This is a genomic window from Actinomadura nitritigenes (genome assembly GCF_017573545.1).
Taxonomy (GTDB): domain Bacteria; phylum Actinomycetota; class Actinomycetes; order Streptosporangiales; family Streptosporangiaceae; genus Spirillospora; species Spirillospora nitritigenes.
Genome location: NZ_JAGEOK010000006.1, coordinates 18,286 through 32,826 on the forward strand (window position 1 = coordinate 18,286; position 14,541 = coordinate 32,826).

Annotated in this window: 13 protein-coding genes and 1 tRNA gene; 2 read left to right on the forward strand and 12 right to left on the reverse strand. The window is 71.3% G+C overall.

What is annotated here, in order from left to right:
* Nucleotides 1-11 precede the first annotated feature (11 nt).
* From J4557_RS10030 to J4557_RS10075, 10 genes are all read right to left on the reverse strand, one after another.
* Nucleotides 12-1,274: a sulfate adenylyltransferase subunit 1 gene (locus J4557_RS10030; protein WP_208266478.1), complete on the reverse strand. Its 1,263-nt coding sequence runs from the start codon at nucleotides 1,272-1,274 to the stop codon at nucleotides 12-14.
* A gap of 59 nt (nucleotides 1,275-1,333) precedes the next feature.
* Complete coding sequence (cysD, locus tag J4557_RS10035) at nucleotides 1,334-2,251, reverse strand: sulfate adenylyltransferase subunit CysD (RefSeq protein WP_208266215.1); 918 nt, start codon at nucleotides 2,249-2,251, stop codon at nucleotides 1,334-1,336.
* Nucleotides 2,252-2,371: 120 nt separating this feature from the next.
* Nucleotides 2,372-3,409 carry an inositol monophosphatase family protein gene (locus J4557_RS10040; RefSeq protein WP_208266216.1) on the reverse strand — a complete coding sequence of 346 codons (1,038 nt, stop codon included), beginning with the start codon at nucleotides 3,407-3,409 and terminating at the stop codon, nucleotides 2,372-2,374.
* Nucleotides 3,410-3,550: 141 nt separating this feature from the next.
* Nucleotides 3,551-5,026, reverse strand: coding sequence for a sugar transferase (locus J4557_RS10045; RefSeq protein ID WP_208266217.1), 1,476 nt, complete (start codon nucleotides 5,024-5,026; stop codon nucleotides 3,551-3,553).
* 190 nt (nucleotides 5,027-5,216) lie between these two features.
* Nucleotides 5,217-5,792, reverse strand: coding sequence for an aminoacyl-tRNA hydrolase (pth, locus tag J4557_RS10050; RefSeq protein WP_208266218.1), 576 nt, complete (start codon nucleotides 5,790-5,792; stop codon nucleotides 5,217-5,219).
* Between the two features lie 73 nt (nucleotides 5,793-5,865).
* Nucleotides 5,866-6,510 carry a 50S ribosomal protein L25/general stress protein Ctc gene (locus J4557_RS10055; RefSeq protein WP_208266219.1) on the reverse strand — a complete coding sequence of 215 codons (645 nt, stop codon included), beginning with the start codon at nucleotides 6,508-6,510 and terminating at the stop codon, nucleotides 5,866-5,868.
* 682 nt (nucleotides 6,511-7,192) lie between these two features.
* On the reverse strand, nucleotides 7,193-8,173 hold the full coding sequence (locus J4557_RS10060; protein WP_208266220.1) for a ribose-phosphate diphosphokinase: 981 nt from the start codon (nucleotides 8,171-8,173) through the stop codon (nucleotides 7,193-7,195).
* A gap of 185 nt (nucleotides 8,174-8,358) precedes the next feature.
* On the reverse strand, nucleotides 8,359-9,801 hold the full coding sequence (gene glmU, locus J4557_RS10065; protein ID WP_208266221.1) for a bifunctional UDP-N-acetylglucosamine diphosphorylase/glucosamine-1-phosphate N-acetyltransferase GlmU: 1,443 nt from the start codon (nucleotides 9,799-9,801) through the stop codon (nucleotides 8,359-8,361).
* A gap of 180 nt (nucleotides 9,802-9,981) precedes the next feature.
* Nucleotides 9,982-10,052 (reverse strand) — tRNA-Gln (locus J4557_RS10070).
* 102 nt (nucleotides 10,053-10,154) lie between these two features.
* Nucleotides 10,155-11,054 (reverse strand): ADP-ribosylglycohydrolase family protein, encoded by a 900-nt coding sequence (locus J4557_RS10075; protein ID WP_208266222.1) that lies wholly within the window; start codon nucleotides 11,052-11,054, stop codon nucleotides 10,155-10,157.
* Between the two features lie 160 nt (nucleotides 11,055-11,214).
* Here J4557_RS10075 and J4557_RS10080 point away from each other — a divergent pair, with 160 nt between their 5' ends.
* On the forward strand, nucleotides 11,215-12,168 hold the full coding sequence (locus J4557_RS10080; protein ID WP_208266223.1) for an acyl-CoA desaturase: 954 nt from the start codon (nucleotides 11,215-11,217) through the stop codon (nucleotides 12,166-12,168).
* Between the two features lie 53 nt (nucleotides 12,169-12,221).
* On the forward strand, nucleotides 12,222-12,983 hold the full coding sequence (locus J4557_RS10085; protein WP_208266224.1) for a TetR/AcrR family transcriptional regulator: 762 nt from the start codon (nucleotides 12,222-12,224) through the stop codon (nucleotides 12,981-12,983).
* Nucleotides 12,984-13,085: 102 nt separating this feature from the next.
* On the opposite strand, the gene J4557_RS10090 is transcribed toward J4557_RS10085, so the two are convergent.
* The gene (locus tag J4557_RS10090; RefSeq protein ID WP_208266225.1) at nucleotides 13,086-13,448 is read right to left on the reverse strand and encodes a VOC family protein; all 363 of its coding nucleotides are present in this window, start codon (nucleotides 13,446-13,448) and stop codon (nucleotides 13,086-13,088) included.
* 225 nt (nucleotides 13,449-13,673) lie between these two features.
* Complete coding sequence (locus tag J4557_RS10095) at nucleotides 13,674-14,468, reverse strand: trans-aconitate 2-methyltransferase (RefSeq protein WP_243775554.1); 795 nt, start codon at nucleotides 14,466-14,468, stop codon at nucleotides 13,674-13,676.
* Between the last annotated feature and the right edge of the window lie 73 nt (nucleotides 14,469-14,541).

Genomic DNA, 14,541 nt, shown 5'->3' on the forward strand with positions numbered 1-14,541 from the left:
CAAAGGGGTGCTTATCGGGCGCCGGTGATCATCCCGGCGCCGACGGTGTTGTTGGTGGCCTCGTCGATCAGGATGAAGCCGCCGGTCAGCCGGTTGCGGTTGTAGTCGTCGACGAACAGCGGCTGCGTCACCCGCAGCGAGATCCGGCCGATCTCGTTCAGCCCGAGGCCCTCCGCCTGCTCGTCGCGGTGCAGCGTGTTGACGTCCAGCCGGTAGTGCAGGTCCTTCACCAGCGCCTTCGCGGTGCGGGTGGTGTGCTTGATGATCAGCTTGGAGCGCGGGGTGAGGACCCGGTCCGGGGTCATCCAGCACACCATCGCGTCGAGGTCCTGCGCGGCCTCGGGACGGTTGTGCGGGCGCGCGATCATGTCGCCGCGGGAGATGTCGATGTCGTCGGCGAGCCGCAGCGTCACCGACATCGGCGCGTACGCCTCGTCGACCGGGCCGTTCGGGCCGTCGATGTGGGTGATCGTCGTGGTCAGCCCGGACGGCAGGTGCACCACCTCGTCGCCCGGCTTCAGCACGCCGCCCGCGACCTGCCCCGCGTAGCCGCGGTAGTCGTGCAGCTCGGGGTCGGTGGAGGCGTGCGGCCGGATCACGTACTGCACCGGGAACCGCACGTCGATGAGGTTGCGGTCCGAGGCGATGTGCACGTGCTCCAGGTGGTGCAGCAGCGACGACCCGTCGTACCACGGCATGTTCACGCTGCGCTCGACGACGTTGTCGCCGTGCAGCGCCGAGATCGGGATGAACGTGAGGTCGGAGACGTCCAGCTTGGTGGCGAACGCGGTGAACTCGTCGACGATCCGCTCGTAGACGGCCTGGTCGTAGTCGACGAGGTCCATCTTGTTGATCGCCACGACCAGGTGCGGGACCTGCAGCAGCGTGGTCAGGAACGCGTGCCGCCGGGACTGCTCCAGGATGCCCTTGCGGGCGTCCACCAGGATGATCGCCAGGTCGGCGGTGGACGCGCCCGTCACCATGTTCCGGGTGTACTGGATGTGCCCGGGGGTGTCGGCGATGATGAACTTGCGGCGCGGCGTCGCGAAGTAGCGGTACGCCACGTCGATGGTGATGCCCTGCTCGCGCTCGGCGCGGAGCCCGTCGGTCAGCAGCGCGAGGTTCGTGTACTCCTCGCCGCGGTCCGCGCTGGTCTTCTCGACCGACTCCAGCTGGTCCTCGAAGATGGACTTGGAGTCGAACAGCAGCCGCCCGATGAGGGTGGACTTGCCGTCGTCGACGCTGCCGGCGGTGGCGAAGCGCAGCAGGTCCATGCCCTTGACCTGCCCGGTCGCGGCGGACGCGCTCGCGGCGGGCTCGCTCGTGCTGGTCATTAGAAGTAGCCCTCCTTCTTGCGGTCCTCCATGGCGGCCTCGCTGGTCCGGTCGTCGGCGCGGGTCTGGCCGCGCTCGGTGATCCGCGTCGCGGCGATCTCCGCGATCACCTCTTCCAGCGACACCGCGGTCGACTTCACCGCGCCCGTGCAGGACGCGTCGCCCACCGTCCGGTACCGGACGGACGCCTCGAACTCCGGCTCGTCGTCACCGCGGTTCGCGAACCCCGTCTCGGCGTCCAGCAGCAGCCCGTCGCGCTCGAACACCCGCCGGGTGTGCGCGAAGTAGATCGGCGGCAGCTCCAGCTCCTCGCGCCGCACGTAGTCCCAGATGTCCAGCTCGGTCCAGTTCGACAGCGGGAACACCCGGACGTGCTCGCCCTGCGTGATCCGCGTGTTGAACAGGTTCCACAGCTCCGGCCGCTGGTTCTTCGGGTCCCACTGGCCGAACTCGTCCCGGAACGACACCACGCGCTCCTTCGCGCGCGCCTTCTCCTCGTCGCGGCGCGCACCGCCGAACGCCGCGTCGAACCCGTGCTCCTCGATCGCGTCCAGCAGCGGCGTGATCTGCAGCCGGTTCCGCGACGCGCGGCGCCCCTTCTGCTCCACGACCCGGCCGGAGTCGATCGCGTCCTGCACCGACGCCACGACCAGCCGGACGCCCAGCTCGGCGACCCGCCGGTCCCGGTACTCCATCACCTCGGGGAAGTTGTGCCCGGTGTCGACGTGCATCACCGGGAACGGGATCGGCGCGGGCCAGAACGCCTTCTGGGCCAGGCGCAGCATCACGATGCTGTCCTTGCCGCCCGAGAACAGCAGCACGGGCCGCTCGAACTCGGCCGCCACCTCCCGGAAGATATGGATCGACTCGGCTTCGAGGACGTCTAGCTGGGACAGCAGGTAATCGCAACGCTGCATGGTCTGGGACTCTCTCCACGCTGTTCTGGCAGATGCAACCGGTGGCACGGGACGGGCGCTCGCGCTTCCCACCGGATCGAACGTCGGCCCGCCGCTGATCGGTCCCGCCGGGCGAGGCGGTCAGTCGGGCAGGCTGTCGCCCGCGTTCTCCCGGTGGGGGGACGACCCCCCACTCCCCCCGGTCCCGAGGGTTCCGATGCCGGTCAGCAGCGTCGATGCCGACACGGGATGGCACACCAGGATATCCGGCAGCCTCGGGTCCCTCCGGTTGTACTCCAGCGGAGACCCGTCGACCCGGGACGCGTGCGCGCCCGCCGCCAGCGCCACCGCCGCCGGCGCCGCCGAATCCCACTCGTACTGGCCGCCCGCGTGCACGTAGGCGTCCACCTCGCCGAGCAGCACCGCGGAGATCTTCGCCCCCGCCGACCCGATCGGCACGAGCTCCACGTCGATGCCCTCCGAGGGGGGACGACCCCCCACGCCCCCCGCGACCGCCTTCTCGAGCTTCTCGGCGAGCCGCTGCACGAACTCCGGCGGCCGCGTCCGGCTCACCGCGATCCGCAGCTTCCCCGGGTCCGGCGCGGGCACGTGCAGCGGCACCTCCCGCGGCAGGCCCCGGCGCGCGGTGTCCGAGCCCGCGGTCACGGGGTCAGGCTCGCCCGGGTCGTCGCGGACGAGCACCGCGCCGCCCGTCGCTTCGGTGCGCAGCGTCAGGCCCTGCGCCGGCAGCGCCACCGCGCCCGCCGACAGCCGCGCCGCGCCCGCCGCGTCCCGCTCCCACAGCGCCACGTGGACGGCCCAGTCGCGGCGGCCCTCCTCGGAGAACTCCCGGGTCCCGTCCAGCGGATCGATGATCCACACGCGGGACGCCGACAGCCGCTCGTCCTCGCCGGTGTTGCGGGTCGGGGCGCGGTCGTCGCCCTTGGAGCGCTTGCCCGCCACCGACGAGCGGCCCTCTTCCGAGAGCACGGCGTCACCGGGACAGCGCTCCGCCAGCGCCGCCATCAGGTACTCGTGCGACCGCAGGTCGCCGGTGTCCTTCAGGGCGCGCCCGTCGGCGAAGCCCATCTCGTCCCGCACGCCCAGCAGCAGCCGCCCCGCCGCCGCGGCGAGCTCCGCCGCCAGCGCGTGGTCGTCCGCCACGGCTCTCTCGGTCATCCTTTGATCACATTCCCGACTCGACTGGTCTGCCCGGTCTACTTTCTCATGCATACCCCACACCGCCCGGTGCCAGGGTCACGTCCCACCTGGCGAGACCGGGCGTCCGGCACCTCACCCGCGTCCGGTACGGACGCGCGGCTAGTAGGCGCCGGAGCCGCGGAACACCGCCGACCACGTCTTCCACATGATCTGCAGGTCCAGCGCCAGCGACCAGTTGTCCACGTACCGCAGGTCGAGCCGGACCGACTCGTCCCACGTCAGGTCCGAGCGACCGCTGACCTGCCACAGCCCCGTCAGCCCCGGCTTCACCACGAGCCGCCGGTACACGTCGCCGCCGTACTGCGCGACCTCCTCCGGCAGCGGCGGGCGCGGACCCACCAGCGACATGTCGCCCCGCGCCACGTTGAACAGCTGCGGCAGCTCGTCCAGCGAGTAGCGGCGCAGCCACCGCCCCACCTTCGTGATGCGCGGGTCCTCCCGGATCTTGAACAGCACGCCGTCGTTCTCGTTGTGCTCCATCAGCGCGTTCTTGCGCGCCTCCGCGTCCTGCACCATCGTGCGGAACTTCAGCACCGTGAACTCGCGGCCGCCGCGCCCGACCCGGACCTGCTTGAACATCACCGGCCCGGCGCTCGTCACCTTGATCAGGAACGCGACCACCAGCATCAGCGGGCTCAGCAGCAGCAGGCCGGTCAGCGCCGCCGTCCGGTCGAACAGCCCCTTCAGCACCCGCCGGCCGCCGTCCAGCTCCGGGTGCTCCACGTGCAGCAGCGGCAGGCCCGACACGGGGCGGATGGAGATCCGCGGACCGGTCACGTCCATCAGCGCCGGCGCCACCACCAGCTCAACGTCGTCCCGCTCGATCTGCCACGCCAGCCGGCGCAGCGCGACCCCGTCCATCTCCGGGCACGCCAGCACCGCCACCGAGTCCGCGCCGATGCGCTCCGCGACGGCCGCCGTCTGCCCGAAGTCGCCGAGCACCGGCACGCCCTCCACCTCGTGGACCGCGTCGTCGCCCGACGCCAGCGCCGGGGGCAGGCACACCGCCACGATGTCCATCCCGTGGTACCGCTTCTGCCGCAGCAGCCGGATCAGGTCCGCGACGGACGTGCGGTGCCCCACCGCCACCACCCGCCGCATGCACTCCCCGTTCCAGCGCTTGCGGTGCAGCCACTTGCGCAGCCGGTACCGCGCGACCAGGTCCAGGAACGTGCCGAGCGGCATCGCCATCACGACGTACCCGCGCGCCACCTCCGTTTTGGTGGCGTACGCCAGGATCGCCAGCGTCGCGGTGAAGATGAACCCCGCGCGCAGGACGCCCTTGAACTCCTCGTACCCCACGCCGATGTACCGCGGCTGGTACGCCCGGCACAGCATCAGCATCGGCACCCACAGGACCGGCAGCGCCACAGTCAGCGCGACGTACGGCGCCGTCGGATCGCTCGGCACCCCCGGGAAGCGGAGCACGAACGCGATCACCCCGGCCGCGAGCATGCTGAAGAAGTCGAGCCCGCCGGCGAACCGGCGGTACCATCCGCTCCAGCTCTGCGCATCCGGGCGACGTTGCTCCTGGCGAATCGGTGACTCGGCCTGAACCTTGTCAACGACGGCCATACGACCTCACCCAACCCCTGTAACGCGCGCCCCGAAAAGCTCGATCCACCCCAGAGACGGTTGAACAGCGCCCAAGGTTCACATAAAACGTGGACCTCATCCGCGCAGAATCCTACGAGCGCCGCGCCGTGCCCGCCTCACCACGGACCGCATCCGGCCGATTGCCGCGAACCCCTGCGCCGGTGGGGTTTCAGCCCGCGTGGAACACGTTCTGCGCCGTTTCCAGGCTCCCGGTCAGCAGCGCCTCCACCGCGTCCGCCGCCCGGTCGACCTCCAGATCCAGGACCTTCCGCTCCGCTGCCGAGAAGTCCTTCAGCACGAACGCCGCCGCGTCCATCCGCCCGGGGGGCCGCCCCACCCCGAACCTGACCCGCAGGTACTCCTTGTCGCCCAGCGACTTCGTGATCGACCGCAGCCCGTTGTGACCGTTGTCACCGCCGCCGCGCTTCAGCCGCAGCGCCCCGAACGGGATGTCCAGCTCGTCGTGGACGACGATCATCCGCTCCGCCGGCACCTTGTAGAAGTCCCGCAGCCCCTTCACCGGGCCGCCCGACTCGTTCATGTACGTCCGCGGCTTCGCCAGCACCGCGCGGACGCCCGCCAGCCGGCCCTCCAGCACGTCCGCCCGGGAGCGGTGCGCCTTGAAACGGCCGCCCGCCCGGCCCGCCAGCACGTCCAGCACCATGAACCCGGCGTTGTGCCGGTTGCCGGCGTACGACGGTCCCGGATTGCCCAGGCCGACCACCAGCCAGACGTCCGCGCTCACCCGATCTCCTCACAGCGGAAGGCCCCCGCAGGCGCGCCTGCGGGGGCCGTCGTCGTTTCGCCGTTCCGCGGTCCTACTCGGCGGACTCCTCCGCCTCGCCCTCGGCCGCCGCCTCGGCGGCCTCGGCCGCGGCTTCGGCGGCCTCCACCTCGGCCTCGGTCTCGGTGGCGCCCGCGGACGCCGACGCGTCCGTGATCTGCAGGATCAGCGTCTCCTCGTCGACCGCCAGCGTGGTGCCCGACGGCAGCTTCAGGTCCTTGGCGAGCAGCTGCGTGCCGACCTTGACGCCCTCGATGGACAGCTCCACCGACTCGGGGATGTGCGTCGCCTCGGTCTCGACCGAGATCTGGACGGCCTCCTGCTGCACGACGCCGCCCGCGACGACGTCGCCGACGACGTTCACCGGCAGGTCGACGGTGACCTTCTCGCCGCGCTTGACCAGCAGCAGGTCGACGTGCTCCAGGAAGCCCTTGATCGGGTCGCGCTGCACGTCCTTGGGCAGCGCGAGCTCCGAACCGCCGCCGACGCCCTCGATGGTCAGCAGCACGTTCGGGGTCTTCAGCGCGAGCATCAGCTCGTGGCCCGGCAGCGTGATGTGCTGCGGGTCGGTGCCGTGACCGTAGAGGACGGCGGGCACCTTGCCGGCCCGGCGGGTGCGCCGCGCGGCACCCTTACCGAACTCGGTGCGCGGCTCGGCGGCGATGCGTACCTCGGACACGGCGAAAACTCCTCGTTGTTGCGATCCACGGCCGTCCCGCAGGACGTCCGCTACGGACAGAGCGAATCAGGCGTAGCTCGATGCGTCAGGCGCCTCGAAGATTCTTTGCGTTACCCGGGGAGTACGGACCTGAACGGAGCCGCACTGACGACCCGGGGCATACGCGGATTCAAGAAGTCTAGCCGATCGTTTCCACGCGCAACGCCATCGCCCCCGCGACGACCCGCCGCGGGGGCCCTTCTCGAACGTTGACGGCCCGGTCAGAGCCGGACGCGAACGGCACCCTCACTGGGAAAGACGAACGCCCGCCCCGCCCGGTTCCGATACCCCGGCCCGCCGACCGCATAACCGGAGGGCCGCCCCCGACAATCAGCCCGACACGACGACCTCGGCCACCGAAGTGGCCTGCGACCGGTCACCTCAGCGGGGCGGCCCCGGCCGCAGAAGTGACCTCGACCGCCGACGGCGAACCGACGACCTCGGCCACAGGAGTGGCCTCAGCGGGCGGCCCCGGCCACGCGCCGACCCGAGCCGTCGCGATCGCGAGCGAAGCCGGATTCGAGCTTGCGAGAATCCGATCGCGCAGCGAGCCCCCAGGGCGAGTCGGAGCGATGCAGCGATCGCACGCATTGCCCGTTGAAGGGAGGGCCCCCAGGGCCCGACCGCCAAGGGCAAGGCAATATCAGCTGTGCCCGCCGAAGAGGCTGGTGACGGAGCCGTCGCTGAAGACCTCGTTGATCGCGCGGGCGATCAGCGGGGCGATCGACAGGACCGTCAGCTTGTCGAACTGCTTGTCCTCCGGGATGGGCAGCGTGTTGGTCAGGACGACCTCGGAGATCCGGGAGTTCTTCAGCCGGTCCACCGCGGGGCCCGACAGGACGCCGTGGGTCGCGGCGACGACGACCTTGTCGGCGCCGTGGTCGAACAGCGCGTCGGCGGCCTTCACGATCGTCCCGCCGGTGTCGATCATGTCGTCGACCACGACGCAGGTGCGGCCCTTGACCTCGCCGACGACGTCGAAGACCTTCACCTCGTTGGCGACGTCCGGGTCGCGCTTCTTGTGGATGATCGCCATCGGGACGCCGCCGAGCCGGTCGGACCAGCGCTCGGTCACCCGCACCCGTCCCGCGTCGGGCGCGACCACGGTCACCCGGGAGGTGTCGAGGCGGCTCTCGAAGTGCTGCGCCAGCAGGTCCAGCGCGAACAGGTGGTCGACCGGGCCGTCGAAGAACCCCTGGATCTGCGCGGTGTGCAGGTCCACGGTGATCAGCCGGTCGGCGCCGGCGGTCTTGAACAGGTCGGCCATCAGCCGCGCCGAGATCGGCTCGCGGCCGCGGTGCTTCTTGTCCTGCCGGGCGTAGCCGAAGAACGGCGCGACGACCGTGATCCGTTTGGCGGACGCCCGCTTCAGCGCGTCCACCATGATCAGCTGCTCCATGATCCACTGGTTGATGGGAGCTGTGTGGCTCTGGATCACGAAGGCGTCGGAGCCACGGACCGACTCCAGGAACCGCACGAACGTCTCACCGTTGGCGAAGTCGTACGCGGACGTCGGCGTCAGGTCGACGTGGAGGTTGTCGGAGACCTCCTTGGCCAGGTCCGGGTGGGCTCGGCCGGTGAAGAGCATCAGCTTCTTCTGACCGCTCGCTTTGATCCCACTCACCTCTGACAACTCCCCCTCAATGGAACTGTGCACTCATGTGGGTTGTTGTCCCCACTCCCCGGGCACCACAAGAGTCTCCTCCGTGATGCCCGGTCGTCTTTTGTCCGTGGGGGACGCCGCTGTCCTCCACCTCCCCGCCGTACGGCGGGGCAGTCGTCGGCGCGCCGGTTCTCCGGCGCGTCCCGTCAGGCCGGCTCGTCCCGGTCCTCGGCGGCGCGGCGCGCCGCCTCCGCCGCCGGCGTTCCGGGCCGCTTGCGCTCGACCCAGCCCTCGACGTTGCGCTGCCGCGCCCGCGCGACCGCCATCGCCCCCGGCGGGACGTCCTGGATGATCACCGAGCCGGCCGCGGTGTAGGCGCCGTCGCCCACCGTGACCGGCGCGACGATCATGTTGTCGCTGCCGACCTTCACATGGGAGCCGATCACACTGCGGTGCTTGCGCTCGCCGTCGTAGTTCACGAACACCGAGCTCGCGCCGATGTTGGAGTGGTCGCCGATCTCCGCGTCGCCGACGTAGGTGAGGTGCGGCACCTTCGTGCCCTCGCCGATCTCGGCGTTCTTGGTCTCGACGTAGGTGCCGATCTTGCCCTTGCGGGCCAGCCGCGTCCCGGGCCGCAGGTAGGCGAACGGGCCCACGGACGCCTCGGGCCCGATCTCCGCCTCGACGCACACCGCGTTCACCACGGACGCGTCCGCGCCGACGCGGGTGTCGGTCAGCGTGCAGTTCGGCCCGACGCTGGCGCCCGCCTCCAGGTGGGTGCGGCCGTGCAGCTGGGTCCCCGGGTGCACGACGGCGTCCGGCTCGGCGGTCACGTCCGCGTCGATCCAGGTGGACGCGGGGTCGATGATCGTCACCCCGGCCCGCATGTGGGCCTCGAGGATGCGGTCGTTCAGCTGCCGCCGCGCCTGGGCCAGCTGGACCCGGTCGTTCACGCCCTGCGTCTCGACCCAGTCGGCGACCAGGTGCGCGCCGGCCCGGTGGCCGTCGCCGCGCAGGATCGCCACCACGTCGGTGAGGTACTCCTCGCCGCCGGCGTTGTCGGTGGTCACCCGCTTGAGCGCGTCCTCCAGCAGGGCGCCGTCGAAGGCGTACATGCCGACGTTGATCTCGGTGACGGCGCGCTGGGCGTCGGTGGCGTCCTTGTGCTCGACGATCGCCTCGACGCTGCCGTCCGCCGCCCGGATCATCCGCCCGTATCCGGTCGCGTCGGGCATCTCGGTCGTCAGGACGGTGACCGCGTTGCCCTCGTCCTCGTGCGTGCGGACGAGCGCGGCGAGCGTCTCGCCGCGCAGCAGCGGATGGTCGCCGTTGGTCACCACGACGGTGCCGTCGAGCGAGCCGGTCCGCTCCAGCGCCATCCGGACGGCGTGCCCCGTCCCGCCCTGGACCTCCTGGACGACGGGCTCCACGTCCGGCGCGTGCTCGCCCAGGTAGGCGACGGCCTGCTCGCGGCGGTGCCCGACGACCGCGACGAGCCGCCGCGGCTCCAGCTCGCGGGCGGCGGCGAGGACGTGGCCCAGCATCGCGCGCCCGCACAGCTCGTGCAGGACCTTCAGGGTGCGGGACTTCATTCGCGTGCCCTCGCCCGCGGCGAGAACGATGACGGCGGCCGGGCTGTTGGCGCTCACTAGGAGGCTCCTCGGCATCGCGGACGGGATCGGTTGCGAGCGCGTCCACCTGCGGCATCAGGGCATGGCAGGCCGGAGCGCACCCGACACGGGAAGGATACCGCCCGCCGGGCGCGCGTCACCCCGCGGGCCACCTCACCAGGACAGACGCCCCAGAAAACGGCGATCCGGACACTTGGGCTCCCGGGGGAGGAATCGAACCTCCGTTGACTGAACCAAAATCAGTTGTCCTGCCCCTAGACGACCCGGGATGGGCGTTGTGCACCTCTCTGCGATGGAGTGTCAGCTCGCACGGGACACGATACCGAGTGGATCCCCAGCGCCCCCACGGCTTTTCCCTCGCCCGCAGGACTTTACCGGGCGAGCCAGCCGGGCAGGGGTTCGCGGGCCTCCGACCAGGAGGCGGGGACGGCCTCGGCGCCGAGATGGGCGGCCACGATCCCGCCCGCGATCGCGGACATGGTGTCCATGTCGCCGCCGACCATGACGCACGCGCGCACCGCCGCCTCGTAGTCGGTCAGCCGGGTGGCCGCCGCCCACAGCGCGTACGGCACGGTGTCCTGCGCCGAGATGCGATTGCCGTTGCCCAGCACGTGGGCGGCGTCCCGCGGGGACTTGGACAGCAGGCGCAGCGCCCGCTTGAGGCCGCGCCGCACGTACTCCCCCATCGCGGTGTGCTCCAGTGCCACCTCGATGACGTCCTTGGGGACGACCCTGCCGTCCTTCTGGGAGGCGACGTAGGCGGCGGCGACGGCCACCGCCACGGCACCGGCGATCCCCTCGACGTGCGAGTGGGTGATCTCGGCGGAGAGGGCCGCCTGGGCCGCCGCGCGGCCGAGGTCGTCCGCGAAGAAGGCGCCGAGTGGCGCGACGCGCATCGCCGCGCCGTTGCCGAAGGAGCCCTTGCCGTCGAACAGCTCCCGCGAGGCGCGGTGCCAGTGGTCGCCGCCCCGGATGCGCTCCAGCAACTCGAGGGCGCCCGCGCCGTAGCGGCGGTGGACGTCGAACCTGTCGGCGAACGACCGCGCCAGCACATCCTGGTCGATTTGCCCGAATCGGTTTAGAACGTCTACTACCGAGCACGCCATCTCCGTGTCGTCCGACCACCCCCACGGCGCGGGCGGCACACCCGCCTCCGCGGACACGTGCCGGTTGGCCAGGACGAAGAACTGGTCGCCGAACGCGTCGGCGGTGGAGAGGCCCGCCAGGGAGGCGTGGGCTCGGGTGGAGCGCTCGTCCAGGGTCGGGGGCATGGGCGGTCCTTCCGCGGCGGGCAGTGAGGTTTCGCACGAGAGTTTTGTGGCCCATGAGAGAGATTCCCACTGATTTTACCGGGCACCTCTGTCCAACTTACGGACCCGTAGGTTACGTTGGCGTAGGTAGGCGCCCCCTAGTCACAGGAAGTGGTGACGCATGACAACGGCTCCGACCATGGCTCCTCCCCGACCCGAACGGCGTCCCGAACTAGCACCCGACCAGCAGGGAAACGCCGAACGCCTGCTCGTCGCGGTGTTCACCGGCGTCCCGTTCCTGGCCCTGTTCGCGGCCGTTCCGCTCGCCTGGGGCAGGTTCCTCGGCTGGACCGACGTCGCGCTCACGGCCGTGTTCTACCTGCTGTCGGCGGGCGGGATCACCGTCGGTTACCACCGGTACTTCACGCACGGGTCGTTCAAGGCGAACCGGGCACTCAAGATCTTCCTGGCGCTGGCCGGCAGCATGGCCATCGAGGGCCCGGTCATCACCTGGGTGGCCGACCACCGGCGCCACCACAAGCACTCCGACCAGGAGTTCGACCCGCACTCGCCGTGGCGGTTCGGGAACGACTGGAAGGCCCTCGCCAAGGGCCTGGTGTGGGCGCACTACGGCTGGCTGTTCGACGCCAACCGGACGTCCAAGCAGCGGTTCGCCAAGGACCTGCTCAAGGACCGCGACATCACCCGGATCCACCTGGCCTTCCCGGGCCTGGTGGCGGTGTCGTTCCTGCTGCCGGCCGCGCTCGGCGGCCTGATCACGATGTCGTGGCTCGGCTTCTTCACGGCGCTGTTCTGGGCGGGGTTCGTGCGAATCACGCTCGTCCACCACGTCACGTGGGCGATCAACTCGATCTGCCACACGTTCGGCAAGGAGGACTTCGAGGTCCGCGACAAGTCCCGCAACGTGTGGTGGCTGGCGATCCCGTCGCTCGGCGAGTCGTGGCACAACCTGCACCACTGCGACCCGACGTGCGCGCGGCACGGGGTGCTGAAGGGGCAGGTCGACATCAGCGCGCGGATCATCTGGGTGTTCGAGAAGCTGGGCTGGGCGCGGGACGTCCGGTGGCCGAAGGACGACAGGCTGGCCGCGAAACGCACGAAGCAGGCGGCTTGACCGTCACAATTGATCCCGTGACAGATCCCGCTCCCAGGCCCCGCAGAAAGCGGATGACCGGCAAGGAACGCCGCGAGCAGCTCCTCGACATCGGCCGCACCCTGTTCGCCGAGCGTGGCCTGGACGGCACCTCGGTGGAGGAGATCGCCTCCGCCGCGGGTGTGTCGAAGCCCGTGGTGTACGAGCACTTCGGCGGCAAGGAGGGGCTCTACGCGGTCGTCGTCGACCGCGAGTTCGAGCGGCTGCTGAGCCTGGTGACCGAGGCGCTGAACTCGGCGATCCACTACCGGAGCAAGCTGGAGAAGGCGGCGCTGGCGCTGCTGGAGTACATCGAGGGGCACCCGGACGGGTTCCGGATCCTCGTACGGGACTCGCACGGCGGCACCGGGACGGGCAGCTACGCGAGCCTGCTCAGCGAGATCGCCGGCGAGGTGGAGTACATCCTCGCGCAGGAGTTCGACCGGCACGACTACGACGACAAGTTCGCGCCGCTGTACGCGCAGAGCCTGGTCGGCATGGTGGCCCTGACGGGCCAGTGGTGGCTGGACGTGCGCAAGCCGAAGCGCGAGGAGGTCGCCGCGCACGTGGTGAACCTCGCGTGGAACGGCCTCGCGGGGCTGGAGCCGAAGCCGTCGCTGGATCCGCGGCAGCGCCGCAAGGAGATGGAGCGCGCGGAGAAGCGCGCGGAGAAGGCGGCCGCGAAGGCGGAGAAGGCGGAGGAGAAGGCGGCGGCGAGGGCCGAGAAGGCGCAGCGGAGGAGCCGCCGCGAGGCGGAGGCGGACTTCGCGGACCCGAGCCCGCATCCGTCGGTCTGACCCGGTCCGGGGGCCGGTCGTGCGCTGGAGCGTGCGGCCGGCCTCCGGCTTTCGCGCGGGCGGGCCTCCGGCCTTCGCGCGGGCGTTCGGAGGGGCGGGCGGTCAGCTCTCGGGCTGGAGGAATTCGAGGCGGTTGCCGACGGGGTCGTCGGCGTAGAAGCGGCGGTATCCGGGGAACAGGCCGTCGTGCCGGACGTCGTGGCCGGCGGCGCGGAGCCGGTCGGCGAGGGCGTCGAGGTCGCCGGTGAGCAGGCCGGGGTGCGCCTTGCGGGCGGGGCGGAAGTCCTCCTCGATGCCGAGGTGGAGTTCGAGGCCGGGGCCGCGGAACCAGGCGCCGCCGCGCTTGGCGAGCTCGGGCGGCTTGGCGATCTCCTGGAGGCCGAGGACGCCGGCGTAGAAGGCGCGGAGGGCGTCCTCGCTGCCGGGCGGGGCGGCGAGCTGGACGTGGTGGAGGGCGGTGAGCATGCGGGCCTCCTCGCGAACGGACGCCGGCGGCCGTCCGGAGTTCGTCCGGGCGGCCGCCGGCAGGGGTCGCCGGCATCGGGTCGCGAAGCCGGGGTTCGGTGCCGGGCCGGGCGGTCTGCGATCATGTGCGGGTCGCGTCCGCGCGGCCTGGATGCCGCCCGCCGGCCGAGCTGGCACACCGCAGGGGAACGAGTCGCTTCCCTCGGCCGGCGGGCGGCACCCCGTCTAGGGGGCGTGACGTGCGGCGATCACGAACACTCTCCTGAACGGGAAGACGGTGCCGTAGGGGCGGCGGGGGTAGGCGTCGCGGAGCCTGTCCCGGTAGGCGGCGAGGAACTCGCCGGCCTCGTCCGGCCCGAGCGCCGACAGGACGGGGCGCAGCGCGGTGCCCTTGACCCATTCGAGGACGGGGTCGTCGCCGCCGAGGACCTGCATGTAGGTGGTCTCCCAGGCGTCGACGGCGCATCCGTGGCGGGCGAGGCGGTCGAGGTAGCCGGCGGGGTCGAGGACGGGGTCGTCGCGGACGGTGCCGGCGAGGCGGTCGCGCCAGCGCGGGGAGCGGCACAGCTCGCGGAGCAGGACGTGGCTGGGCGCGTCGAAGTTGCCGGGGACCTGGAAGGCGAGGCGCCCGCCGGGTGCGAGGGCCTCGACCCAGCGCGGCAGCAGGTCGAGATGGCCGGGGACCCACTGCAGGACGGCGTTGGAGACGATGAGGTCGACGGGGTGGTCGGGCCGCCAGTCGGCGACGTCGGCCACGTCGAAGGTGAGCCGTCCGGGGATCGCGTGGGCGCGGGCGGCGGCGATCATCTCGGGCGAAGAGTCGAGGGCCCGCACGACCGCCCGGGGCCAGCGGCCCGCGAGGGTCGCGGTGAGCTCCCCGCTCCCGCACCCGAGGTCGACGACGTGCCGGGGCTCGACGGGTCCGAGCCGGCCGACCAGTTCGATGAACGGCCTGGCGCGCTCGTCGCCGTAGACCCCGTACTGCGCGGGGTCCCACACGGCCTCAGCTTGTCTCGACATCAAGAGACATGATGCCGCGCCCATATCTTGATGTCAAGAATCTTGTCCGCCGCCGCGCCGCACCAGTCATCCG